The organism is Rice orange leaf phytoplasma (assembly GCF_001866375.1).
In the GTDB taxonomy this organism is placed as follows: Bacteria; Bacillota_I; Bacilli_A; order Acholeplasmatales; family Acholeplasmataceae; genus Phytoplasma; species Phytoplasma asteris.
Window position 1 is genome coordinate 120900 of record NZ_MIEP01000001.1, and the last position, 25324, is coordinate 146223.

Here is a 25324-nt window from a genome sequence, read left to right on the forward strand (position 1 = left end):
ATAAATAATAAATAAGGATCGAACCTTGATAATTATGTCAAATTCAAATAATAAAACAAAACTCATTTTTGCCAAACTTAAAAAACATTTACCTAAAGTTTGTGCCACTTTTACCAAATACTTTTTTTTGTCTGTTTTTGCTCTTTTTTTGGCTATCCCTTTTTATTGGATGCTAAATTTAGCTCTACAAGACAATCCTGCTTGTCCTAGTTTTTTTCCTAAAGATTTGACGTGGAACAACTTCTCTTTTCTATTTACCCGTTATAGCTTGTTTTTGACTTTTTTTAAAACCCTTACTGTTGTTTTTATCTCTACTGTTTTAGGTATTTTTGTCTCTATTATAACTGCTTTTGCTCTTAGTATTTTAGAATTTAGAACTAAAAAAATTATATTAGGAGTCTTTCTAATCACCACTATGATAACTACTGAAAGTATGTTTTTAACTAACTATCAAACAGTTGCACGCCTAGGTTTTGTTGATTCTGGTCAAGGTACGCGCGTTTTTAGTGGCATTTATTTAGCAATGATTCTTCCCTTTCTAATCAATGTATTTCATATTTTTTTATTAATGCAAAATATCAAAAAAATTCCCAAAGAACTCTATTTATCTGCCAAAGTTGATAGTAGTAGTGATTGGAAGTTTTTATACAAAATTTTAACTCCGCTTTTAAGAGATAACATCATTAATATCATTATTTTTAGAGCAGTTGCTACTTGGAATGCTTATTTGTGGCCTGAACTTGTAGGCGGGAAATTGCTTACTAATGTGATTAGAAATATTTTTGACTCTGAAAAAAACCAACATTTAGTCAATCAACAAATGGCAGCTACTGTTTTGATGACATTACCTTTAGTTTTGTTGTTCATTTTTTGTAAAAAATATGTTTTAGAAGGAAAATTAAACAGTGGTATCAAAGGATAAATTAAAAATCATTCATTTTTTTACTTGCTTATTTGTTATTTTAGCACTTATTGTATTATTTCCTAAAATTGATTCTAATGCTTTAAGAAATAACCATGAACAAGAATTAAATGAAATGCTTACCAAATATAAAGATAGCGAAGCATGGGAAAAATTTCTAGAAAAACCCATCGAAATTGTTTTTTGGCATCGTTTAGATCCTGAAAAAGAAAAAGGAAAACCAAAAACTGCTTTAGAAGAAATTATTGAAAAATTTAGAGAAAAATATCCCAAAATCAAAGTAAAAACAGAATATAAACCTAGTTGGAGTGGGATTGTAAAAAACATTAATGTAGCTCTTCCAGCCAACAACGAACCTCATTTAATTGTTTCTTATGCTGATCATTTAGTAAATTATTATGAATCAGGTAAATTAGTTCCCCTTGATGGATTTAAAGATCACACCAATGAAAAAATCAAATTAGACCCTTGTACAACAGATCCCCAAACAGAAAAAACATATTTTTATTCTAGTTTTGAAGATGAGGCTCAATTGCCTTTGGGTGATGAAAAAGAACCGGGGAAATGGTATTCCTTGCCATTTTCTAAATCTATTGAATTGATGTATTACAATCAAGATTATTTTAAACAATTAAAACCTCAAATTGAAAAACAAAAAATCGAAATCGATTCCGATTTTAAATCTTGTTTTGACAATTATGATAACTCTAATTTTGAAGGCAAACTTAAAGATGGTATTACATGGGAACAAATGAAAAAGTTATGCAAAGTAATTAAACAAGTTGACTCTGAAAAAATCCCTATTTCTTACGATTCTGAATCTAATTTATTTATTATATCTTCCGAACAAAGAGGAATTGAATATACAACTTCACCAACTAAAAAAGATCCATCAAGTTGTGAAGTAGGAGTACGTTTTAATAATCCAGATGCTAAAAAAATGATTAAAGATTTTAAAAAATTTTATGATAAAAAATATTTAATTACTCGTAAATTATCTGGTGAAAGTTATACTACTCATTTATTTATGGATCAAAAAATTTTAATGGATATTTCTTCTTCTAATGGATTTGAATATGTTTCCAAAGCTCCATTTAAAGTAGGGATAACTTCGGTTCCTTATTGGAAAAAAGGAAAACAAGGTCCTGAGTCAGGCAAAAGAAAAGTTTTACAACAAGGTTCTAATATTAATTTATTTTATAAAAAAGATAAAGATGAAGTGCTTGCTTCTTGGTTGTTTTTAAAACATTTAACTTCTAAAGAAACAAACGAAAAATTAATCCAAAAACTTAGTCAATTTCCTACTCGTCCTTGTTATGATAAAAGCGCCCAACCAGAACAAACAAATTCTGAAAATCCTTCCAAAAATTCTAAAAATCCAGAAATAAATAAAGATATTTTTGAATTTATGAAACGTGAAAGAAAAGAAGATGAAGAATCATCTCAAACAGGTAACCCCATTTATTTCTTTTCTCCCACTTTTAGAAAATCCCAGATGTCGCGTATAGTTGTAGAAAAATTAGTAATAGATTGTTTTTTAGATAAAGACTTAGACAAAAACATCGATACATTATTTAATGAAGCCCAACAAAAAGCAAACTCCTAAAAACTTATTAAAATTAACAAATTAAAGGAACATTATGAAAATTATTTACAATAAAATTAAAGCTTTTGAAACAATTATTATTCATGGACACATCAATCCAGATGGTGATTGTTATGGCGCTCAACTAGGTTTAAAAGATACAATTACAGCAACTTTTCCCCAAAAAAAAGTCTATGCAGTAGGGCAACAAAATCATTCTTTATCTTTTATAGGTGTGATGGATGAAGTTTGTGATTCTTTGTACCAAAGCGCTCTTGCTATTGTTGTTGATTGCGGTCAAGAAAACAAAATTAGTGACCAAAGATTTAAATTAGCTAAAGATACAATTAGAATTGATCATCATTTATTAATGGATAATTACTGCAATTATCAATGGGTAGATGCTAATTATTCTTCTTGTTCTCAAATGATTTTTGAATTTAAAGAAAAATGCAATATGAAATTAACTCATAAAGGTGCTTTGGCTATGTATGTAGGTATGGTAACTGATACTGGTAATTTTTGTTTTGATAGAGTTGACCAAAACACTCTTAAAGCTGCTTCTTCCTTACTTGCTTTTGACCTTGATGTATCACAAATTTTTTTTCATCTTAACAAAGAAACTCTTACCTTGTTTCAATATAAAGCCTATATTTATCAAAATGTAGTTACTTCCCAAGGATTTGTTTACGTTTTTATTTCTCAAGAAACATTGAAAAAATTTAACTTAAATATTGACGTTGCTGCAAGTTTGGTTAATATTTTGGGTCATTTAGAAAATCATCCAGTTTGGGCTTTTTTCTTAGAACAACCAGATTTAACAATTAGAGCTCGCATTCGTTCTCGTGGTCCTGAAATTAACTCCATTGCTAGACAATTTAAAGGCGGAGGTCACCTTAGAGCTTGTGGTGCTACTTTAAATAACAATCAAGAAATGACTTTTTTCATAGCTCAAATAAAAGACTCAATTAAAGTTTTTGAAACCAAATCCCAAGACAAAAATCCAAAACTAATTAAAAATTAATTAACAATAAAATTAATAAATTCAATAAATACACATATAAAAAAAATCTCCAATAACCAATAATAAAATTAACCAAATAAAACTTTTATTTTGATAATTCCTTTTCCTTTTCCTTTTGGTTGTAAATTATTTTCATATTATAAATGATAAATATCAATTTAAAACAACATTCAATAAATGAAAAGATTACAAAATCATAAAGAAAGGAGCCCCCAATAAATGTTTTTTGATACTATTGCTGCTATTTCAACTCCTTTAGGAACAGGAGGAGTTAGTGTAATTAGGGTTTCTGGCAACAATTCTATTGCAGAAATAAATAAAATTTTTAAAGGCAAAGACCTTACCAAAACCAAAACACACACCATTACTCACGGTTTTATCCTCAACAAAGACCAAACTATTTTGGATGAAGTTTTGATTTCTGTTTTTAAAACTCCTAATTCTTTTACTGGCGAAAATGTTGTAGAAATTAATGCTCATGGCGGTATTTTAATTACGCAAATGGTTTTAGAAAGAGTTTTGTCATTAGATATTAGGTTGGCTTTTCCAGGCGAATTTAGCCAAAGAGCCTATCTTAATGGAAAAATGGACCTCATTCAAGCTGAATCCATTATGGACCTAATTCATGCCACTAATGAAAATGCCATTAAAATTGCTCATTCTGGTTTGCAAAAATACACTTCTCAATTAGTGACTTCTTTGCGCGACCAAATCCTTAATTTAATTGCTCAAATTGAAGTTAATATTGATTATCCTGAATATGATGACATTCCTCAAATCACCCAACAAAAAATTGCTTTGGAAGTTAAAAGTTTAATCAAGCAATTAGAAAATATTTTGAACCACTCCCATAAAAATAGATATCTTAAAGAAGGAATAAAAACTTTAATTGTTGGACGTCCCAATGTTGGTAAATCAAGCCTTCTTAATGCTTTTTTAAACGAAACCAAAGCTATTGTTTCTGATATTTCAGGCACTACCAGAGATTTTGTTGAAGCTTATTTTAATTGTCAAGGTATCACCCTTCATTTAATTGATACTGCAGGCATTCGTAAAACTGATGATCCCATTGAAAAAATAGGAATTTTAAGAACAGAAAAAATGCTTTTACAAGCAGAATTAATTTTATTAGTTTTAGATCAAAGCAATCATTTGCAAGAAGAAGATATCCAACTTTTGCAATTAACCAAAAACCATCCGCGCATTATTATAGGAAACAAAGCGGATTTGAAAAGTGATAAATTAATTTCTTCTCTTTCCAACAACTCTTCCCAATTAGCCCCACAAGAAATTATTTCAGTTTCAAGTTTGGATAAAACAGGGTTTTTAGAGTTACAACAAACAATTTTAAAAAAATTCCAATTAAATGATATCCAGCCCAAAGATTTTAATTATTTTTCTAATGCAAGACACATTAATCAAATCCAAATTGCTCTTCGATCTTTCCAAGATTTGCAACAAGCCCTTTTGCAATCAATGCCAATCGATATTTATTCTATTGATCTTACTAAAGCTTATAAAGCGTTAGGACAAATTATAGGTGATAATCAAGAAAATAGTTTAATTAAAGAATTGTTTTCTAAATTTTGTTTAGGAAAATAAAAGAAACCCAAAAAATAAGAAAATATCAAGAACCCCCCCAACCAACATCATTTTAACTAAACTAATATTTTAACAAATACAAAGAAAGGAACAAATATGAAATTTATTGAAACCCAAATTAAAACCTTTGACACTATCATTATTCACGGACATAAAAATCCTGATGGTGATTGTTATGGTTCTCAAATAGGTTTAAAAAATATGATTCAAAATACCTTTCCTCATAAAAATGTTTATGTGGTGGGGCAAACCAAAAACCATTTAACTTTTTTGGGTCAAATGGATGAAATACCAGATGAAACTTACCAAAATGCTTTAGTAATTGTAGTTGACTGCGGTACTACTCAAGCCATCAGTGACCAAAGATTTAAATTGGGAAAAGTCGTTATTCGAATTGATCATCATATTTTAATCGAAAATTATGGTAATTATCAATGGGTTGATGATTCTTTTGGTTCGTGCTCTGAGATGATTTACTTGTTAAAAGAAAAACTCAATTTAAACCTAACTTTTAAAGGTGCTTTGGCTATTTATGTTGGTTTAATTACAGATACTGGTAATTTTAGGTATCATAGAGTAAGTGCCCAAACTTTAAGAATTGCCTCAGAATTACTTAATTATGGTATTGATGTTGCTTTGGTGGAACAAAATATCAATAAAGTAACACTTAATTTTTTAAAATATCAAGGATATATATGTCAAAATATTATTGCTTGCGATGGATTTGCCTATGTTTATGTGAATCAACAAATCATTGAAAAATTCAACATTACTTTAGAAGAGGTTTTTTTGTCGATTAATATTTTATCTAATATTAAAAATTTCCCCTTTTATGCTCTTTTTTTTGAACGTCCTGATTCTAAAATTCAAGTGCGTATTTGTTCTAACGGACCGCAAATATATCATATTGTTCAAAAATATGGTTGTAAAGGTCACCTAAGAGCTTGCAGTATGTTTTTGCCATCCGAAAAAGAAATTTTGCCTTTTGTTGCTACAATAAAAAAAGAAATTGCACCCTTTTTCAAAACCACTTAAAAATTTAGATTCCAAATAATAAACACCAATCAACTAATTACTAAAAAAAGACCCCCTTTTTCTTGTGATTTGTGTTATAGTTATGATATATGTTATTTAATTTTTTAGTATAAAATACATATTATATCACACATTATTATTTAGATAAAATTTTTTGCCCTTTATTATTTTTTCTCCTCCATTATCTTTGTTTTTCCCCAATTTTTTAAAAGATCAAAAAACTAAAAACTACAAAAGAAAGGGTTTTTATGATTAAAATCAGCTTTTTTGACAACCAAATACAAGAATTTATTTCAGGTATAACTCCTTTGGCAATTTGGAAAAAACACTTATCTACACATTTCAAAAAACCAGTTGCAGCCCTTTTCAACGACCAACCAATCGAACTTGATTTTCATTTGAAAGAAAACGGCAATTTAGAAATTTTAACCGAATCTGATCCTAAATCTTTGGAAGTTCTTAATCACAGCACCGCTCACCTTATGGCGCAAGCCGTTGCAAGACTTTATCCAGGTGCCCTTTTTACAGTAGGACCTGCCATTAAAGAAGGATTTTATTATGATATTGATTTTCAAAATCACACCATTTCGGAAAAAGGTTTTCTTGCCATTGAAAAAGTAATGCATCAAATTTCTTTGGAAAACCACCCCATTACAAGAGAAGAAGTTTCTTTCGAACAAGCCCAAAAATTATTTGTTTGCAACCCTTATAAACAAGTTTTGCTGGAAAAATTTCGCGACCAGACTATCAGTATTTATCGTCAAGGAGAATTTTTTGATCTTTGCCGCGGCGGTCATGTAACCAAAACAAGCCTTATTAAACATTTTAAACTTTTAAAAATATCAGGAGCTTATTTTCAAGGAGATGCCAAAAACAAAACTTTGACTCGCATCTATGGTACTTCTTTTTTCAAAAAACAAGCGCTTGCGGACCACTTGCAACTTTTGGAAGAAAGAAAAGAGTGCGACCACAAAAAACTTAACAAAGAACTAGATTTATTCATGTTTCATAAAGAAGTTGGTTTGGGACTTCCCTTTTGGCTTCCTAAAGGAGCTACTGTAAGGCGCATCGTTGAAAGATATATTGTTGACAAAGAATTAAGTTATGATTATCATCATGTCTATACGCCCATTATGGCAAATACTGAACTTTACCGTATTTCTGGACATTTGGACCATTATGATTCTAATATGTTTCCCATCATGACTTTGGAAAATGGTGAAAAACTAGTTTTAAGACCAATGAATTGCCCTCATCACATGATGATTTATAAAAAAACTCCTCATAGTTATAAGGAATTGCCTTTGCGTATTGCTGAATTAGGAATGATGCATCGGTTTGAAAAATCAGGAGCTGTTTCTGGTTTACAAAGAGTAAGAGAAATGACTCTTAATGACGCTCATATTTTTGCCTGTCCTGACCAAATCAAAGAAGAAATAAAAAAAATTATTAATTTAATTTTAGAAGTTTATCGTGATTTTAATATTAAAAATTATGAGTTGCGCCTAAGTTATCGTGACCCTAATGACACAGAAAAATATTTTAATGACGATCAAATGTGGCATCACGCTGAAAAAACCCTCAAAGAAACTATTCAAGAATTGAGCCTACCCTTTAAAGAAGCCATCGGAGAAGCTGCCTTTTATGGTCCTAAATTAGATGTTCAAGTGTTTACTGCCCTAGGCAACGAAGAAACATTATCAACAGTACAACTTGATTTTTTGCTCCCTCAAAAATTTGATCTTACTTTTATTGGAGAAGACAACAAACACCATCGTCCTGTTGTCATTCACCGCGCAGTTGTTTCTACTATGGAAAGATTTTTAGCGCATTTAGTAGAAGAAACAAAGGGTGTTTTTCCTTTATGGCTTGCTCCTGTACAAGTGCTTTTAATTCCTGTGTCTGCTCCTCTACATTTGGAATTTAGCCAAAAAATTAAAGAAATGTTACAATTACAAAATTTCAGAGTAGAAATTAATTCCAAAGATACTACTTTGAGTTATAAAATTAGAGAAGCACAAAAATTAAAAATTCCTTATCAAGTTGTAATTGGCGACAACGAAATGACTAACAATTTAATTACTTTTAGAAAATATGGCTCTCACCAACAAACCACAATTAAAGTTGATGAGTTTGTTTCTTTATTAAAAGACCAAGTTTTGCAAAAAAAAATAACCTCTTAATTGCCAAAATCCCCCAAAAACTATTGACAAACCGCACTTTTTATTATATAATTAGGACGGTATTGTTATTGTTTTATTTTATAATATTCAAAATACAATTATAAAAATTATCAAAGATTTTGTAATAATCTTATGATATTAACGTGAAAAGAAGAGTTTTCTCTCGCCTGATTAACAATTAGTTTTTAGGCAAATGGCACATAAACATTTAATTTTTTTGTAAAAAAAATGCAAAAAACATTTAGTGTTAGTTATTTTAGATAAGAGAAATGTTCATTGGGCGTTTCTCTTTTTTATTTTATTTTCTCTTTTTTCCTTGTTTCATTTTCATGTTATGTCATTTCATTTCATTTTTACAAAATAACCCCAAACCTAAAGGAGGTTTTAAATATTAAAATCAACAAATTTAAAAAAAGTTCCAATTTCGATTTATATAATGAAAATATCCCACAAGGGAAATACCTCATTATTGATGAAAAAGGCGAACAATTAGGTGTTTTTGACCAAAAAGAAGCTTTAAAATTATCAGAACAAAAAGAAATTGATATTGTAGTGGTAAACGCAGATGCCTCACCGATGGTAGCGCGACTAATGAATTATCAAAAACATCGTTATAACCAACAAAAAAAACTTCGTGAAGCCAAAAAGAAAACCCAAATTATTGTTTTAAAAGAAATTCGCCTCAATCCTACCATTGATAAAAATGATCTAAATACTAAAATTAAACAAGCTCAAAAATTTTTAAAACAAGGCGATAAAGTAAAAGTTAGTATGCGTTTTCGTGGTCGTATGATTAATAATTTTCAATTAGGAGAAACAGTTTTTAAACAAGTTATGCAAGATTTGAAAAACCTATCTCAAATTGAGACTCCTTTAAAATTACAAGGCAATCAACTAACAGCAGTTCTGTCCCCTTTAAAATAACCTTTAAAGGTTATGAATGGTATTTGAATGGCTGAAAAATTACCCAAAACAAAACGCGACTCAACCAATTCACAAACCAAAAATATTTTTTTGCACCCAATTAAAAATTAAAAATAAATAAAATAAGAAAGGATGATTAAAGTGATTAAGAAAAAATCCCACAGCGGGCTTAAAAAACGAATTAAAATTACTAAAAAGAAAAAATTATTAAGAGGCCACGCCTACAAAAATCACCTTGCAGCTTCCAAAACTACTAAACAAAACCGCCAACTAAGAGGAGTTACTTGTGTTAAACTTTGTGATTACAACAGAATCAAAACTCTTATTAGAGGATTATAGAAAGGAAAAAGAATATGGCAAAAATTAGTTTTACTCCTGCAAGACACCGTCGTCGCAAAAAAGTTTTAAAAATGGCAAAAGGATATTTTGGTTCCAAAAGCACTCTTTACAAAACAGCTCACGAGCAAGTAATGCGCTCTTTGCAATACGCTTATAGAGACCGCAAACAAAGAAAAAGAGATTTTCGTAAATTATGGATCTCCCGTATTAATGCTGGTGCTATGTTATGCGGCATGCAGTATTCTCGTTTAATGCACGGACTTGCTTTGGCAAAAGTAGATGTTAATCGTAAAGTATTAGCAGATTTAGCACATTTACAACCAGAAACTTTCGCACAATATGTTCAATTAGCAAAAGAAGCCTTAGTGCAATTTCAACAAACATTAAAACAAAAAGAAGCGCAAGTAACTAAATTACAAGAAGAAAAATTAAACCAACTTGCACAAAAAGAAGAAAAACCATCTCAACTTAAAAAAACCCCAAAACCACAAACCACTCAAGAAAAATTAGAAGAAGCAAATTCGCCAAAATTAGAAAAAAAAGAATTAAAAGAAAATGCTCCTAAATTAGAACAAAAAGAACCCACTCAAACAAAAGAGCAAGAACAAACACAAGAATTACAACAAGAAAAAACAGTTGAACCTGTAAAAGCTGTTGAAGTTTTGCAACAAGAAACACAACCACAACCCAAAGAAAAAACTTCTCTACAACCTGAAAAAGTTTTATCTACTGAAATTTCTGAGGAAAAATCCGATGATGCTTTGGAAACAAAACCACAAACTACCCAAGTTAAAGCAAAAAAACCTTCTTTAGATTTATCTAAAATGTTGCTTCTTGAGTTAAAAAAATTAGCTAAAGAACACAAAGTTCCTAATTTTCATAAACTTAAAAAAGCCGAAATTGTTACAGCTTTAAAAAAGCTCTTGCTAAAAAAATAATTTAAAAATTTCAAAATACGTATTTTCATGATTTTTCATTTTTTAATTTTAAACTTGATTTGTATGTTTTTTCATGAATAATTATTTTTTTAATTTTTCATTTTACAATAATTAGAAAAAATAAAATAGGAGTTATATAATATAATGAATCAAATGAAACAAAAACGTTTACAAGGGTTTTACTCTTTATTATTGGCAACTTTTTTCTTTTTGGTAGCTGGATGTTGTTTTTTTGACCAAACTTTCCAACTTGGAAGTCTGAAATTTCAACTAGGATTATTTTTCTTAGGTGTCCTTTTATCGCTATTTACTTATTTAGTAGTTTTTAAAAAATACAAAGAAACTTTATCCAAGCTTCGTTTTGTCTTTGCCCTAGAAGCTTTTGTCTTTGTTTTTGTCATTGTTACTGCCTTTTTGTTACCAGGATTAGGCTTGTTAAATATTGATGATTTCAAAACCAAAAACCCTTTAGTTGGCAAACTTTTAACTTTTAACTATTGTTTATCATTGATGTTTGTTCTTCACAGCTTCATCAATTTAAATATTAATTATTTCAAGAAACAAAACTTTTCATTTTTCATTTTATATCTTTTAATGTTTGGATTTGGTTGTTTCGGATTAGGTAGCAATTTATTTGAAAACTTAAAAGATATCATTTTAAAATCATTTGCTGTTTTATCTTTAATGCACAGTATTTATCTTACATTTACAGGAATTAAACAATTCCAAACCGCTAGTTTACACGCACCCAAAAAGGAGAATGAAAATGAGTGATTTAGTTTCTTTATTAAAAGATTTAACAATGTTAAATGGTATTCCAGGTCAAGAAAAAGCAGTTGCTAATTATGTAGTTGACAAAATCAAAAACCAAGTAGACTCCATCGAATATGATAATTTAGGCTCTGTGATTGTTTGTAAAGGAAAAACAGGACCTCGCATTATGTTTGCAGGACATTTGGATGAAATAGGCTTAATAGTTAAGCAAATTACTCCAGAAGGTTTTATCAAATTCCAAACTCTTGGTGGTTGGTTTTCTCAAGTGATGCTTGCTCAAGTTTGGCAAATTCACACCGATAAAGGTGTTCTTAAAGCAGTTACTGGTTGCAAACCTCCGCATATAATGTCTTTTCAAGAGCGCAATCAAGTTATCAACACTTCTTCTATGTATTTAGATATTGGAGTTGCCAACAAAGAAGAAACCTTAAAATTAGGCGTTCGCGTTGGTGATATGGTAACTCCTTATATAGAATTCAGCACACTTGGTAATTCTGATTATCTCCTTGCAAAAGCCTTAGATAATCGCGTGGGAGTTGCAATTGTGATGCAAGTTTTACAAAATGTCAATCCTACTACCAATCAATTTTTTGGTGTTTTTACTACCCAAGAAGAAGTAGGGCTACGCGGAGCTCAAACCAGTGCTCACAAAGTACACCCTCAAATTGCTATTGCTGTTGATACTGGTATTGGAAATGATGTTCCAGGGGGCGAAAAAGAAGGGCACACTCTAGGAAAAGGTCCTCAAGTTTTAGTTTATGATGGGGGCTTAGTCGCTCACAAAGGATTGCGTAATTTTGTCCTTAAAATCGCTGCCCAAAACAATATCCCTGTGCAAGAAATAAGTGGCAGTGGTGGTAGAACTGATGCTGCAACTATGCATTTAGTGCGCGAAGGAGCCGCTTCCTTATCTTTTGGCGTTCCTGTACGCTACATTCATTCCCACACTTCTGTAGTTCACAAACAAGACATCATAAACACTGTTAAACTTTTAACTTTGTTAGTAAATCAATTAGACGAAAAAAAAGTTAACGAAATTTTATTTCAATAAAAACACTTCCAAAATTAAATAATTTCTCATTGGCAAACTAAATTATTTGAATAAAATATTTTAGTTTGTTTCTTGTAAATAGGCACCTTTTTATAACTTACAATCAAAATAACTTCATTTCAGACCACCTTATTTTGGAAATTTACACACCAAACCACAAGCAAATAATTTACTTTTGTTTTTATTTTGGCAAATGCAACAATTAAAAAAAGATTTTTTTAGTATAATATTATTAAGCAATTATTGCTTTTTTGAAGGAGAAATAAAAAAATGGTTTTTGAAAAAATTAAAGCTTTAATTGCCACCCAATTATCTTTAGACGCTTCTACAATTACTTTAGACACTCGTTTTAAAGAAGATTTAGGACTTGATTCGCTAGACGCTTTAGAACTAGTTATGGAAGTAGAAAAAACATTTCAAATCAACATTAGTGATGCAACTTTACAAAATTTTAAAACCGTTCAAGATATCGTTTTTTACATCACCAAAAACACCCCTTAAACTAACTCATTTTCTTTTTCAATCATTTTCACAATTAATTTAAATTTATTAACACATTATAAAAGTTAAAACAAATATAGAAGGCTTTCGAGTATGACAAAATTAATTTATGATTTTAAACAAATAGAACATAAATGGCAACTTTATTGGCAACAAAATAAGGTGTTCAAAACTCAAGATAACTTTTCACAAAAGAAATTTTATTGTCTTGATATGTTTCCTTATCCTTCTTCTGAAGGGCTTCATGTAGGCCATATTGAAGGTTATACTGCAAGCGATATTATGAGTAGGTTCAAACGCATGCAAGGTTTTAATGTTTTGCATCCTTTTGGTTGGGATTCATTTGGGCTGCCTGCCGAACAATATGCTTTGCAAACAGGCAAAACTCCCCGCACTTTTACTTATGAAAACATCAATAATTTTAAAAAACAAATTCAAAGCATTGGTAAAAGTGTTGATTGGGATAGAGAACTTGCCACCTCAGATCCTTATTTTTATGCCTGGACTCAATGGATTTTTAAAAAACTTTACGAAAAAGGACTAGCAGTTCTCAAAAATACAGAAGTAAATTTTTGCCCTAATTTAGGAACAGTGCTTGCTAATGAAGAAGTAATTTCTAATGAAAAAGGGATGTTTTCTGAAAGAGGCAATCATCCAGTTGTTAAAAAAAAGATGAAACAATGGGTTTTAAAAATAACTCAATATGCAGACAGACTTTTAGACGACCTTAATTTAGTTAATTGGCCTTTAAATGTGAAAGAAATGCAAGCTAATTGGATTGGCAAAAATCAAGGTGCAATCGTCTCTTTTCCAGTTTCTGACCAAAAAATAACTTTAAAAACTTTCACCACTCGCCCTGATACTCTTTTTGGTGTAACTTTTTTAGTAATAGCGCCCGAACACGAATTAGCCTTACAACTCACCAAACCCGAATACCAACAAGCAGTTAACAATTATTTGGAATTAACCAAACAAAAAAAAGACTTAGAAAGAGACATCAATAAAGACAAAACAGGTGTTTTTACGGGTAGTTTTGCAATTAATCCTTGCAATAACACCAAAATTCCTATCTGGATTGCTGATTATGTCCTTCCTCATTATGGCACAGGTGCTTTAATGTCTGTTCCTTTTCATGATCAAAGAGATTTTGAGTTTGCTCAAAAACATGGTCTAAAAATGATTCAAGTTATAACTCCCCCGTCTTCTGATTTGGAAAATCCTACCGCCAACCAACCCAACCCTCCCTTAACTGAAGCTTATACGGGAGAAGGCATCCACATCAATAGTGATTTTTTAAATGGTCTTAATAACGAACAAGCCAAAACTAAAATGTTGCAATTTTTAGAAAAAAATAATCACGGTTACTCTCATTATACTTATAAATTGCGTGATTGGGTCTTTTCGCGCCAACGATATTGGGCAGAACCCTTCCCCATTTATTATGATGACACCAACAATAAAATTTATACTGATAGCGACGCAAACTTGCCCATAGAACTTCCTTTTTTGGAACAAATCAAACCATCAGGCACAGGCGAATCACCTCTCTCCAAAGCCCATTTTTGGCTATATTTTGAAAAAGATGGTAAAAAATATCGCAGAGATTCTAACACTATGCCACAACTTGCAGGTAGTTCTTGGTACTATATTGGCTATATTTTGAAAAATTATTTGGGTCTAATCCCATTAAATACCACCAAAGCAAAAGAACTACTTGACTATTATTTGCCAGTAGACTTATACATTGGAGGAACAGAACACGCTGTTGGTCATTTACTTTATGCACGTTTTTGGCATAAGTTTTTATACGATCTGGGTTTAGTTTCTACCAAAGAACCTTTTCAAAAATTAGTTAATCAAGGTATTATTTTGGGAAATGATCACACTAAAATGTCTAAATCCAAAGGCAACGGCGTAAGTTCTTCTTTAATGCTTGCACGCTACGGCGCTGATGTACTGCGAATTTATATCATGTTTATGGGTCCGTTAGAAGATATTAAAAGTTGGTGTGAAAAAGGTTTCAAAGGAATACAACGTTTTTTAAATAGAGTTTATCAAATGTTTTCTTTTGCAATGCCAAATGATTTTGAAACTTCTCTAAACGCTATTTATCATCAAACCATTTTTCAAACAACTCAAGATTATGAAAAATTGAAATTCAATAAAGTTATTAGTCAATTAATGATTTTTGTCAATCAAGTTTATAAACATCAAAAAATAGGCAAAAAACAAGCACAGACCTTTTTGCAACTATTAAATCCGATTGCTCCTCACTTGACAGAAGAAATTAATCAAACTATTTTGAAAAATAACAACCAACTAGTTGATTTAACTTGGCCTTTGCATGATAAAACTCATTTAGAACAACTGCAAGTAAAAATTATTGTGCAAGTAAATAGTAAATTAAGAGCTGTTTTGGAACTTCCTTGTGATTTGTCTTCAGAACAAATTAAAACTCTAGCTTTGCAAGATGCAAAAGTTAATAAGTTTGTATGCCATAAAAACATTCAAAATATGATTTATATTCCCAATAAATTATTAAATATTATTGTTAATTAATCAATATTAACATCAATATTAATTTTTGGTGGCAATTGTGTATTTTAATCAAAACTACTTTTAATTTTAATCTTCAATTTTTAAAATTATTTAAGCACAACTAATATTATTAAGCACTTTTAGAAAATTTAATAAAAAAGGTAAGTTAACATGAAATTAAATAAAAAAGGACTTTTAATAGTTCTTTCAGGACCTTCAGGAGTTGGCAAAGCCACTGTGAGAAAAGCTTTGTTTGAAATGACTAATCATAATTTTGTGTATTCTGTTTCTGCTACTACCAGAAAACCGCGACCAGGTGAACAAGACGGTAAAGATTACCATTTTCTAACTAAAGAAGAATTTGAAAAAGGGATTGAAAATAATTGTTTTTTAGAATGGGCTAAATTTATTGATCATTATTATGGAACTCCTAAAAAGCAAATTCAAGATTTTTTAAAACAAGGAAAAGAAGTGTTTTTAGAAATTGAAGTTGAAGGAGCCACTCATTTAAGAAAAAAGCGTATGCCAAACACAGTTTTTATTTTTTTGGTTCCGCCTGAAAAAAAAGCTCTCTACGATCGTTTAAAAAAACGAGGCACTGAAAAAGAAGCAAATATTGCAAAACGAATTGCCAAAGCCAATAACGAGTTTCATTTAGTTCACAAATACGATTATATTGTAGTAAATGATGAAGTGGCTAATGCTGCTGACCGTATTATTGCAATTATTAGAGCAGAACATGCCAAAACGAAACGCAGTATTCGTAATTATTTAAAAATATTGGAGGATAATGGTTATGCAGAACAATAGTAAACCAAATAAAAAAAAATACAATAAGGAAGGTTTGATCTATCCTTCGATTGATAAATTGTTGGATCAAATTAATTCCAAATACAAATTAGTTCATATTGCAAGCAAAATTGCTCATGTGATAGAAGCTCAAAAAAAAGAATTGCCTGAACTTGTGTGTAATAAAGTAGTTGGTAAAGCTTTGGAAGAAATTATTAATGATAAAGTTAAATTTGTCTTTAAGTAATTAATATTTAGGTACCATTTCACAATTGATAAAATAAGTTAAATTACAAATAATATTATGTAATTTAACTATTTTTTATAATTGCAATTCATCTAACCTTCCTTTTATTTTTCCACCATTTATTATTTTTAATCACATTTTTTAACTTTGCAAGCGAGGTAAAATCCATGAATAAAACACATTTTAACCACATTTCAGTTCTCAAACAAGAAGCCATAGATTTTTTAAAGATAAAGCCCGAAGGTATTTATGTAGATGCCACTTTAGGACAATGTGGGCATACTATAGAAATTGCAAATCTTTTGCAACAAGGGTTTTTATATTCTTTTGACCAAGATGTAGAAGCTTGCACAAACGCTAAAAAAATCTTGCCCCCACATTTGCCAATTGAAATAATTCATAGCAACTTTTCGCATTTAAAAACCCAATTAGCACAACGAAATGTTTTTCAATTAGATGGTATTTTATTTGATTTAGGGCTATCTTCTTGTCAAATTGACAATCCCCAAAGAGGATTTAGTTATTTGCACAACACTCCTTTAGATATGAGAATGAATATTAATCAAACAATTACTGCACAATATATTTTAAATAATTACTCCTTTGCACAATTAAAAAATATTTTTAAGATTTATGGTGAAGTTAAAAATGCTGCTTTGGTTGCCTCAGAAATTATTAAACAAAGACCTTTGTGCACATCTTATGATTTGGTTGCCATCACTGATCGATTTTGCAATCGCCAAAAAGGACATAGTGCTAAAAAAATATTTCAAGCATTGCGTATCGAAGTTAACCAAGAATTAGAATCTTTAAAACAAGCCTTGGAACAAAGTCTTGATTTGTTAAAACCCAATGCCAGGATAGTAGTTATTAGTTTTCATTCGTTAGAAGACCGCATTGTTAAACATTTTTTAAAAAAACATAGTACTTTTGTTTTGCCTAAAAAATTGCCTATTACAATTATGCCCCAAACTCCTTTAAGTATTATTACTAAAAAAGCTTTTTTGCCAAGTGAGGAAGAAATGCAAAATAATTCGCGTAGTATTTCTGCTAAACTGAGGGTAGCTGTCAAAAATGGTTAGTTATCTAAATAAATGAAATAGTTAGCGAGCCTCCTTTAAATATCACCTTTTGCCTCCCAAAACCCCTCTAATTTTGATAAAATATAATATGTGTTATAGCTTTTATTTACACATATTTTCAAGTTGTTTGACCCAACCAAAACATTAGATGGAGGTTTTTTGTGATTAAAACAAAAGCAACAACACAAATTTTAATTAATGAAAAAAGAAATAGAAAATTTTTATTAGAAGGAAACTTATGGAAAGTAATTTTTTATTTTACCTTTCCTATCATTATTTATTGGATTTTTCAAAATGCATCAGATGCTATTGATCTTTTTATTTTAAAAAGAAATCAAATTTCAGATAATCAACTTACCTTTGTAAGTCGCGTACATATATTTAAAGGTATTCTTGTTCCTTTTGGTATTTCTATTGCCACAGGAGGAGTTATTTTAGTAGGGCGTGCTTATGGACAAAATAATATTAATAAAATGCACCTTTATTTGGCAAAAACGTTTGTTCTTTCCATTTTAACTGGCTTTATTTTGGTCTTTTTATGCATTTTTGTTTTTAAAAGTTTCATTGCAACTAATATTTTAAAAATTAGTCAAAATGCAATTGAAAACAATGAAGGTATTAAATATTATAATCTTATTATATTGTCGCTTGTTTGTATCATTATAAATACAGTTTTTTTAAGTTTGGAGCGTGCCAAAGGTAATAACAAAATTGCTCTTTTTTTAAATATTTTAAACGCTTCTGCTAAAATTATTTTTTCTTTTGCTCTTTTTCATTATTGGAATTCTTCCATGGTTTCTTTGGCTTTGGCTACTTTGATTTCTAACGGAATTGTTACTTTATTTGCTTTGTGGTTTTTATTTTTTGACAGCAAAAATCCCTTCCGTATTATTTTATCCAAAATCAGTTTTGATAAAGAATTTTTGAAAAAACTTTCTAAATTAGCTATTCCTGTTTGTGCTAGTATTAGTATTTATAGTGTTGGCAAATTAATTGTAAGTATCATTGTTAAAGAATGGTACGGTGATCCTCAAGGAATTAGTAGTTCCCAAATTGGAGCTAATTTAGCCTTAGCAGTAACTATTAATAATGTCTTTTATAATGCACTTAACTCTTTTTCTGATTCCCAAAATGCTATTATATCTCAAAATTTAGGTCATAACAATCTTAATAGAGTCTTTGAAGCATTCAAAAAAATTATTTTTTGTATGTGTGTTTTGGCTTTAATAGGTTCTTTGATTAATATTTTTGGTTATAAGTTAATTTTGCCATTATTTCATGATAGTCCTTGGGAAAAGATTCCTAGTTTGGAACAAGATGCTTTCCGTACATTATTATTTTTTGAAACTACTAGCTTATGGTTATCGTGTGGTTCTATTATTATGTTTAATTTTTTATTAGCTTTTAAACGCGTAGGACCTTCGGTTTATCTGAATTTTTTAAGAACTTTAATTCGTATCTTTTTTATTGTTCTTTTTTCCAAACACTTTTTAAATCAAGGTGTAATGGGAGTAGGTTTGAGTATTTTTCTTAGTAATTTTATTTGTTTTATCATTACATTATTAATTTTTGCAACTTTTTATCTTAAATTAAAACGTGATAAAACATTTGAACAAGATTAAATATTTTATATATTGTAATAATTTTTATATTGATAATTATTTAATAATAAGAGATTTTATTATACTCAAATAAAATACTTCCAAATTTAACACTCTTTTAAATTATGTTTTGAATCTTAATATGTAAATAAAAAACCACCCTAAAAGGGTGGTTTTTTTGTCTTTGTGCTGTCTTTTATAATGAGGTTAATAAAGTAAATTATTTATTAAAAGATTTTGTGTTTTTCTTTTTGTCTTTTAGTTTGGGGTTTTTGGGACTTTGTAAAAGTCTTAATCCATTGAAAATAACTAAAAGTGTGCTTCCTTCATGGCAAGTGACTGCCCAAGGTAAATTCATGTCTCCAAAAAGATTACAAAGATTCAAGATACAAACTACTACCATAGCAAAAATAATATTTTGCCAAATGATTTTGCGTAGTTTGACAGCTACTTGATGAGTATAGATAATTTTTGATAAATCGTTTTGCATTAAAACTGCATCTGCTACATCCATTGCCACATCAGTACCGTTTTGCATCGCAATTCCTACATCAGCAGCTGTAAGGGCAGGAGCATCATTGACACCATCACCTACCATTACTGTAGTGCCTTTTTCTTTTTGTAGTTCTTGAATTTTTTCTAGTTTATAGGCAGGTAGAATATCTCCCCAAGCTGCTTTGAGATGAAGTTTTTTTTGTAAGATGTAAGCGATTTGTTGGGTATCTCCTGTAATTACTGCAGTATAGATGTTTTTATGGTTGAAGTATTGCATTAAATGATAAGCTTGAGGACGTAATTTATCCAAAAGAGCTAAAACCATAACAATGTGATTATTACAACTAAAATAAACGATGGTTTTGCCTTCGGATAAAAATTTTTGCGTTTGGGTTTGTAAAGATGCACAGATTGGAGTTTGGGTAAAAGCAGTAGCTTTGGCAACTTTATAATGATTGTTTTGATAAAAAGTTTCAAGGCCGATGCCAACTGAGCTAGTAATTTCCATTTGGAGGTGAGATTTGTGGTGGAAATGGTTTTTAATAGCTAGTGCTAAAGGATGGTTGGATTTTTGTTCCATCCCTAATAATATATCTAAATATTTGTGATACTTTTCTTCAGAGATTTCGGGGGCTACATAAACATCAGTTACTTGAGGTTTGCCTTCGGTAAGGGTGCCTGTTTTGTCGCATGCAAAAGCTTTGATATCTGCCATTTTTTCCAAAGATCTGCCGTTTTTGAATAAAATCCCTTTTTTAGTGAGGTTAGAAATAGCTGCAAGAGTGGAAGGAATGTCAGCTGCAGCTAGGGCACATGGAGATGATACAGTTAAAAAAATCATTGTTTTGTGTAGCCAAGTGCTAAATTCGAAATTGGGATTACTTGGTCCAGTAAAATGTAGTATTCCTGCAAAACCAAGGACAACAACAACTGTTGCCATAATGATTTTTACATAAATTGGTTCTATTTTTTTAATTAAAGTAGCAGTTTTGGAAATATTTTTTTGGGTTTGGCTTACTAATCTTACAATTTGGGCAAAAACAGTCTTTTCGTTAGTAGCTGTGACACGCATAACAAAATGGTTGCTGCCGTTAATGGTGCTGCCGTAGACAAAATCGCCTGGTTGTTTGTCACAAGGAATGCCTTCGCCTGTAATGTTAGCTTCGTTAATGTTGGGATTGCCCGAAACAATGACGCCGTCAGTAGGGATTTGGTCGCCTGGTAAAATTAAGACTAAATCATTGATTTTGAGTAGTTTGGAAGGAATAATTTCAATACTGCCGTCTTCTTTTTGTAATTTTGCTTCTGCTACTTGAAGCTTTAAGAGATTTTTGATTTCTTTTTGACTTTTTGCCTCAACGTATTCTTCTAAAAAAGAAGCTCCTGAAAATATGACAATTAATAAAATACCGTCGTTGTAGTTTTTTAAATATAAAGCTCCCAGAGCCGCTAAAGTCATTAAAATATGAATGTTGGGAGTGAATTTTTTAAATTTACAAGTATCTTGCCAAGTTTCTATAAAGCCTTCTAAAATAACATGATAGCCGATTAAAAATAAAAGTGCCAAAGAAACAAGAACTAATACTAGTGTGTTTTTGCAATTGTGAGAATGCAAATATAGAGTAAATAAACTATATAAAAATGTTCCTATAACAAAACAAATTAATGGTTTTTTATTGTTGTGTTCGTGATTGTGGATGGATGAAGAATTGCTGCAACAAGACAAATTTTTGTACCTCTTTGCTTAATTTTTTTGGATAAATATAATTGTAAATATTTTAGTAATGTAAAGTGTGTTTGGAAAAAGTGTTAATGGATGAGTTGTTTGTTAGTTTTGGGTTTTTAGTTTCGCATTTGCAAAATTTTTTTTAATAAAATGGCGTTTTGAATTCAAAACATGTAAAAAAAATTCCAAAAAAATCTGGAATTTTTTAAAGTTAATAATTATTAATTTTCAGAATTTTGAGAAAAATCTTCTTCTTGTGGAGGGTTATCTAGCAAATCTTGGTATTTGTTTTTGATGCAATTTTCAATTAGTTGACGGGTTTCTGAATTGATGGGATGAGCGATATCTCTAAAGTTGCCTTTGGAAGTTTTTCTACTTGGCATAGCAATAAATATACCTCTTTCTCCTTCTATAATTCTGATGTCATTAACTACAAATTGGTTTTCAAAAGTGATTGAAGAAACTCCTCTTAATCTACTTTCACCGTTGATTTTTCTAATTTTTACATCGGTAACTTTCATTTCTTAAGCCTCCAGTTTTGCTTCATTTTATATTAAATGCTAAATTATTATTCGTTATTTATTATTAATTATTTATGGTTTGTGTAATGATACAAATTAAAAATTACAAATAAAATATAAATAATAATTGGATGCAGTTAATATTTTAATGGTTTTTTTTATTTAAAAAAAGATTAATATTTAATTTTTGATATTGATGTTTAATATCGGAAAAAAGGAAAATCATTTCCTAATAAGCTTTGTGATTTATTTTCAATATGAAAAGTTTTATTATTTTATGACATATTAAAAAAAATAAACCATTTAACAGTTAATTTTTGAAAAGTTTCTAAAGTTACCTGTTCGGCTCTAATTTGTAAAGGGATGTGATGTTTTAAGAAAAAAGGAATAATGGTTTCTTTGGATAACAAAAATTGACAAGATAAGTTGTTGAGTAAAGTTTTTCTTTTTTGTTTAAAGGAAGCTTTTATAAACTTGATAAATTGTTGTAAGAAAGTAGGACAAATGTTGTTATTTTTACTAAGTTTAATAACAATACTGTCTACTTTGGGTGCAGGAAAAAACATATGTCTTTTAACTTCTTGGATTTTTTCAATACTAAATAGAAATTGAATAATTACAGATAAAGCGTTATAATTTTTGTTATTGGGTTGAGCCAGTAAACGCATTCCTACTTCTTTTTGAATCATAATAGTAGCATCATTAATTTGGGGAGTGTCAATAATTTTAAAAAGAATAGGTGAGGTAATATAATAAGGTAAGTTACCAATTAAACTTAATTGAGAGTTAGGACTAAAATAATAATCAAAATCTTTTAATAAATCTCTTTTTAAAAAATCATCATAAATGATATTAACATTGTTATGATTTTCAAAATTTAAAAAAGGTTTGAGAGTAGCATCAATTTCATAGGCTAAAACATGTTTAGCTTGAGGGACAATAATTTTGGTTAAAGCACCTTTGCCAGGTCCAATTTCTAAAACATTTTTGTCTGTGATGGAAGCCTTAGTTACAATTTTGTTTAATAAATTAACATCTGTTAAAAAATTTTGACCGTATTTTTTTTTGGTTGTATGATGCATTTGATTTCCTTAAATAAAATTGATATGGATGTTGGCTTTTGGGATTTGTTGTTAGTTGAGAATTGGGGAAGTTGTTTGGGAGGGGTTTATAGGGGAAGTTTTGGATTTATAAAGGGCGATAAAAAAATTTATTATCTTGTTTAGGACTACTTTTGATTAAACTTTTAATAATGGGGGATTCTTCTTTCAGACTTTTGAGTCCTCCCTTAGATTTAATTAAAATTTTGGTTTCAAATTTAGGCTTACTTTCGGAATAAGCATTTTGAAAAGCAGCATTACTTGAAGTATAATATTTAATATAAGCGTGGTTTTGGCTTTGATATTGTTGCTTAATGTGTGCAATTTGTTCTTGGGTTTGGTCGTTATTATCTAAAATGTGCCAAATACGTCTATTGAGAAAATCATTACATAAATTTTTTAAAATGATATCCTTACTATTTTTAAGATGTAGGATTAAACCATTCATATAATAATCATCAATTGCTAAGTATTTGTCTAGGTCAGTTTGATTGTTTACAAAATTGTAAAAAGGTTGGATGTATGGGTCTACAGGATAGTTATTTTGTAATAAATCACATAAACGTTTACAAATTTTTTCTAAAATAGTGCTATAAGCTCTTACTTTGGGATGATAATAAACTTGCCAAAACATATGATAGCGGTTAATTAAATAATTTTCAATAGCAAAAACACCACTTTGTCTAAAGGCAATACATTTTTCGTTATTTTTGTTAGGATGAGGCTCAATTATCATGCTACGCATTAAACGTTCTAAATCGATATGCCCATAAGTGGCACCTGTAAAATAAGAATCTCGTTCTAAATAATCTAGTCTGTCAATATCAATTTGACTAGTTAAAATTTGTTCTATTAAAGGAAATTTATTTGTTTTTTCAATCACACTAGCTACATCGTTTTTGAAATCAGGGCTTATTTGGTCTAATAAAGCTCCAATTTCTTTGTTATGTTTGATGATGTGTGCACTTTGTGTTTCGTGGTTTACGTCAAATAAGGTTTCAAAAGAATGAGAATAAGCACCGTGTCCAATATCATGTAACAAAGAAGATACTAGTAAAATTAATTTTTGGGTTTCAGAAAAGTGTTTTTTAATATTTGTGATTTTTAAAAACCGTCTTGCAAGTTCATAAACACCTAAACTGTGTGTAAAACGAGAATGTTCTGCTCCATGAAAGACGATGTTAGCGCCGCTTAATTGTTTTATACGTCTTAATCTTTGGAAAACGGAAGTATCAATTAATTTTTCAATCAATTCGTATTCCAGATAAATATAACCGTAGATAGGGTCACGAAAAACTTCAGATCTGAGAAACTTTTTAAAAGATGGATTGGCTGTTTGCATTTATTTTATTGAGGATAATTTTTAATTAAGTTTATTGGGTTTTTGTAATTTTTATCCTTATCCGTTTTACCTCCTTCTTGTTGTTTGCGTTTTTAAGAAGAGTTTTTATTGAGCGAAAGACACAAATGAAAGGAAATTTATGTCTTTCGTTCAATAAAAAAATAAAATAATTGTTAGTTATATTGTTAGTTTTGCTAAGGGGTGAAAATAAATATAGGTTATAAGGTCTTTAGGGTGAGTTGCAAGATCCTTATAACGCAAGAATTTAAGTTGACAAAATAATTTATTTTTTTATTTTTAATGATTTATTTCAGTAATTTAACAGTATCGCCATTTTTAAGTAAAAAAGCACTGCCGTCATCGGTATCTAAGTGGCATTCAAGTTTAAAATCGGGGTGTACTCTGCACAAAACTTGTTTTAAGATGCCAGGTTTAGTGCCTTCAATTTCAATACTTACCATTTGTTTGTCAGTAATGCCAAAATTTTTTGCATCTTGGGTAGATAAATGAATATGTCTGTTGGCAATAATAACACCTTCTTCAATGTCTACTTGACCTTTGAGACCTATTAAAGTGGCTTTGCCTGAACCTTTAATATCGCCTGAAGATCTAACAGGAGCTGTAAATCCGTGTCTTAAAGCATCGCTTTGACTAATTTCTACTTGGTCAAAAGGTCTTGTGGGTCCTAAAATCCGAACTTGTGGAAGAATTTTTCCTGATGGACTCATAACATCAATTTTTTCTTGTGCTGCAAATTGTCCTGTTTGTTTGAGGGGTTTGAAAAAAGTGAGTTGATAATTTTTTTGACCGAATAAAATATCTAGTGTTTCTTGTGATAGGTGAGTGTGTCTTCCTGAGATTCCTATTGGAATGTGATACATGTTTGCCTCCATTGTTTGCATTTACAGCTTTATTATAACATTTTTATTATAAAATGCCTCTTATTTTCTACATATTTTGATTTTTTTATTGAAGAATTGGTAAAAAGTTTTTGTGCATAAATAG

Annotated in this window: 22 protein-coding genes; 17 read left to right on the forward strand and 5 right to left on the reverse strand. The window is 29.8% G+C overall.

The genetic code is table 11. The annotated features are described in order from the left end of the window. Positions 1-34 precede the first annotated feature (34 nt). From BHE82_RS00590 to BHE82_RS00670, 17 genes are all read left to right on the forward strand, one after another. Positions 35-922 (forward strand): carbohydrate ABC transporter permease, encoded by an 888-nt coding sequence (locus tag BHE82_RS00590; protein WP_071345373.1) that lies wholly within the window; start codon positions 35-37, stop codon positions 920-922. Continuing rightward, positions 906-2528 (forward strand): extracellular solute-binding protein, encoded by a 1623-nt coding sequence (locus BHE82_RS00595; RefSeq protein WP_071345374.1) that lies wholly within the window; start codon positions 906-908, stop codon positions 2526-2528. The genes BHE82_RS00590 and BHE82_RS00595 overlap by 17 nt, the downstream gene beginning before the upstream one ends. Before the next feature lie 34 nt (positions 2529-2562). Then, positions 2563-3531 carry a DHH family phosphoesterase gene (locus tag BHE82_RS00600; RefSeq protein ID WP_071345375.1) on the forward strand — a complete coding sequence of 323 codons (969 nt, stop codon included), beginning with the start codon at positions 2563-2565 and terminating at the stop codon, positions 3529-3531. Between the two features lie 219 nt (positions 3532-3750). Then, positions 3751-5133, forward strand: a complete 1383-nt coding sequence (mnmE, locus tag BHE82_RS00605; protein WP_071345376.1) for a tRNA uridine-5-carboxymethylaminomethyl(34) synthesis GTPase MnmE — start codon at positions 3751-3753, stop codon at positions 5131-5133. A gap of 96 nt (positions 5134-5229) precedes the next feature. Next, the gene (locus tag BHE82_RS00610) at positions 5230-6168 is read left to right on the forward strand and encodes a DHH family phosphoesterase (protein ID WP_071345377.1); all 939 of its coding nucleotides are present in this window, start codon (positions 5230-5232) and stop codon (positions 6166-6168) included. A 248-nt stretch (positions 6169-6416) separates the two neighbouring features. Further along, positions 6417-8351 carry a threonine--tRNA ligase gene (thrS, locus tag BHE82_RS00615; RefSeq protein WP_071345378.1) on the forward strand — a complete coding sequence of 645 codons (1935 nt, stop codon included), beginning with the start codon at positions 6417-6419 and terminating at the stop codon, positions 8349-8351. Positions 8352-8627: 276 nt separating this feature from the next. Next, a complete protein-coding gene (gene infC, locus BHE82_RS00620; protein ID WP_257608366.1) occupies positions 8628-9275 on the forward strand; it encodes a translation initiation factor IF-3 in 648 nt (215 codons plus the stop codon). Between the two features lie 132 nt (positions 9276-9407). Further along, complete coding sequence (gene rpmI / locus BHE82_RS00625; protein ID WP_011412939.1) at positions 9408-9614, forward strand: 50S ribosomal protein L35; 207 nt, start codon at positions 9408-9410, stop codon at positions 9612-9614. 14 nt (positions 9615-9628) lie between these two features. Further along, positions 9629-10552: a 50S ribosomal protein L20 gene (gene rplT / locus BHE82_RS03480; protein ID WP_071345379.1), complete on the forward strand. Its 924-nt coding sequence runs from the start codon at positions 9629-9631 to the stop codon at positions 10550-10552. Between the two features lie 144 nt (positions 10553-10696). After that, the gene (locus BHE82_RS00635) at positions 10697-11326 is read left to right on the forward strand and encodes a hypothetical protein (protein WP_071345380.1); all 630 of its coding nucleotides are present in this window, start codon (positions 10697-10699) and stop codon (positions 11324-11326) included. After that, positions 11319-12377, forward strand: coding sequence for a M42 family metallopeptidase (locus tag BHE82_RS00640; protein ID WP_071345381.1), 1059 nt, complete (start codon positions 11319-11321; stop codon positions 12375-12377). The genes BHE82_RS00635 and BHE82_RS00640 overlap by 8 nt, the downstream gene beginning before the upstream one ends. A gap of 270 nt (positions 12378-12647) precedes the next feature. Further along, positions 12648-12878: an acyl carrier protein gene (acpP, locus tag BHE82_RS00645; protein WP_011161081.1), complete on the forward strand. Its 231-nt coding sequence runs from the start codon at positions 12648-12650 to the stop codon at positions 12876-12878. A 93-nt stretch (positions 12879-12971) separates the two neighbouring features. Beyond that, on the forward strand, positions 12972-15437 hold the full coding sequence (gene leuS, locus BHE82_RS00650) for a leucine--tRNA ligase (protein WP_071345382.1): 2466 nt from the start codon (positions 12972-12974) through the stop codon (positions 15435-15437). 150 nt (positions 15438-15587) lie between these two features. Continuing rightward, complete coding sequence (gene gmk, locus BHE82_RS00655) at positions 15588-16226, forward strand: guanylate kinase (RefSeq protein WP_071345383.1); 639 nt, start codon at positions 15588-15590, stop codon at positions 16224-16226. Continuing rightward, complete coding sequence (locus BHE82_RS00660) at positions 16207-16452, forward strand: DNA-directed RNA polymerase subunit omega (RefSeq protein WP_084024625.1); 246 nt, start codon at positions 16207-16209, stop codon at positions 16450-16452. The genes gmk and BHE82_RS00660 overlap by 20 nt, the downstream gene beginning before the upstream one ends. A gap of 167 nt (positions 16453-16619) precedes the next feature. After that, on the forward strand, positions 16620-17534 hold the full coding sequence (gene rsmH, locus BHE82_RS00665; RefSeq protein ID WP_071345385.1) for a 16S rRNA (cytosine(1402)-N(4))-methyltransferase RsmH: 915 nt from the start codon (positions 16620-16622) through the stop codon (positions 17532-17534). Between the two features lie 161 nt (positions 17535-17695). Continuing rightward, positions 17696-19156, forward strand: coding sequence for an MATE family efflux transporter (locus BHE82_RS00670; protein ID WP_071345386.1), 1461 nt, complete (start codon positions 17696-17698; stop codon positions 19154-19156). 199 nt (positions 19157-19355) lie between these two features. On the opposite strand, the gene BHE82_RS00675 is transcribed toward BHE82_RS00670, so the two are convergent. The 5 genes from BHE82_RS00675 to BHE82_RS00695 form a co-directional block, all read right to left on the reverse strand. Then, positions 19356-21356, reverse strand: coding sequence for a heavy metal translocating P-type ATPase (locus BHE82_RS00675; protein ID WP_071345387.1), 2001 nt, complete (start codon positions 21354-21356; stop codon positions 19356-19358). Between the two features lie 221 nt (positions 21357-21577). After that, positions 21578-21877 (reverse strand): septation regulator SpoVG, encoded by a 300-nt coding sequence (gene spoVG / locus BHE82_RS00680; protein ID WP_034172172.1) that lies wholly within the window; start codon positions 21875-21877, stop codon positions 21578-21580. Between the two features lie 275 nt (positions 21878-22152). After that, positions 22153-22959 (reverse strand): 16S rRNA (adenine(1518)-N(6)/adenine(1519)-N(6))-dimethyltransferase RsmA, encoded by an 807-nt coding sequence (rsmA, locus tag BHE82_RS00685; protein ID WP_071345388.1) that lies wholly within the window; start codon positions 22957-22959, stop codon positions 22153-22155. Between the two features lie 106 nt (positions 22960-23065). Then, positions 23066-24319 carry an HD domain-containing protein gene (locus BHE82_RS00690; RefSeq protein ID WP_071345389.1) on the reverse strand — a complete coding sequence of 418 codons (1254 nt, stop codon included), beginning with the start codon at positions 24317-24319 and terminating at the stop codon, positions 23066-23068. A gap of 305 nt (positions 24320-24624) precedes the next feature. Then, positions 24625-25221, reverse strand: coding sequence for a phosphate propanoyltransferase (locus tag BHE82_RS00695; RefSeq protein ID WP_232308835.1), 597 nt, complete (start codon positions 25219-25221; stop codon positions 24625-24627). Between the last annotated feature and the right edge of the window lie 103 nt (positions 25222-25324).

Coding starts and splice junctions, on each gene's coding strand:
- rsmH (WP_071345385.1), top strand. CDS start 16,620: ATGAATAAAACACATTTTAACCACATTTCAGTTCTCAAACAAGAAGCC.
- BHE82_RS00610 (WP_071345377.1), top strand. CDS start 5,230: ATGAAATTTATTGAAACCCAAATTAAAACCTTTGACACTATCATTATT.
- rplT (WP_071345379.1), top strand. CDS start 9,629: ATGGCAAAAATTAGTTTTACTCCTGCAAGACACCGTCGTCGCAAAAAA.
- BHE82_RS00590 (WP_071345373.1), top strand. CDS start 35: ATGTCAAATTCAAATAATAAAACAAAACTCATTTTTGCCAAACTTAAA.
- mnmE (WP_071345376.1), top strand. CDS start 3,751: ATGTTTTTTGATACTATTGCTGCTATTTCAACTCCTTTAGGAACAGGA.
- BHE82_RS00635 (WP_071345380.1), top strand. CDS start 10,697: ATGAATCAAATGAAACAAAAACGTTTACAAGGGTTTTACTCTTTATTA.
- BHE82_RS00640 (WP_071345381.1), top strand. CDS start 11,319: ATGAGTGATTTAGTTTCTTTATTAAAAGATTTAACAATGTTAAATGGT.
- acpP (WP_011161081.1), top strand. CDS start 12,648: ATGGTTTTTGAAAAAATTAAAGCTTTAATTGCCACCCAATTATCTTTA.
- rpmI (WP_011412939.1), top strand. CDS start 9,408: ATGATTAAAGTGATTAAGAAAAAATCCCACAGCGGGCTTAAAAAACGA.
- spoVG (WP_034172172.1), bottom strand. CDS start 21,877: ATGAAAGTTACCGATGTAAAAATTAGAAAAATCAACGGTGAAAGTAGA.
- rsmA (WP_071345388.1), bottom strand. CDS start 22,959: ATGCATCATACAACCAAAAAAAAATACGGTCAAAATTTTTTAACAGAT.
- leuS (WP_071345382.1), top strand. CDS start 12,972: ATGACAAAATTAATTTATGATTTTAAACAAATAGAACATAAATGGCAA.
- BHE82_RS00695 (WP_232308835.1), bottom strand. CDS start 25,221: ATGCAAACAATGGAGGCAAACATGTATCACATTCCAATAGGAATCTCA.
- thrS (WP_071345378.1), top strand. CDS start 6,417: ATGATTAAAATCAGCTTTTTTGACAACCAAATACAAGAATTTATTTCA.
- BHE82_RS00690 (WP_071345389.1), bottom strand. CDS start 24,319: ATGCAAACAGCCAATCCATCTTTTAAAAAGTTTCTCAGATCTGAAGTT.
- BHE82_RS00660 (WP_084024625.1), top strand. CDS start 16,207: ATGGTTATGCAGAACAATAGTAAACCAAATAAAAAAAAATACAATAAG.
- BHE82_RS00600 (WP_071345375.1), top strand. CDS start 2,563: ATGAAAATTATTTACAATAAAATTAAAGCTTTTGAAACAATTATTATT.
- gmk (WP_071345383.1), top strand. CDS start 15,588: ATGAAATTAAATAAAAAAGGACTTTTAATAGTTCTTTCAGGACCTTCA.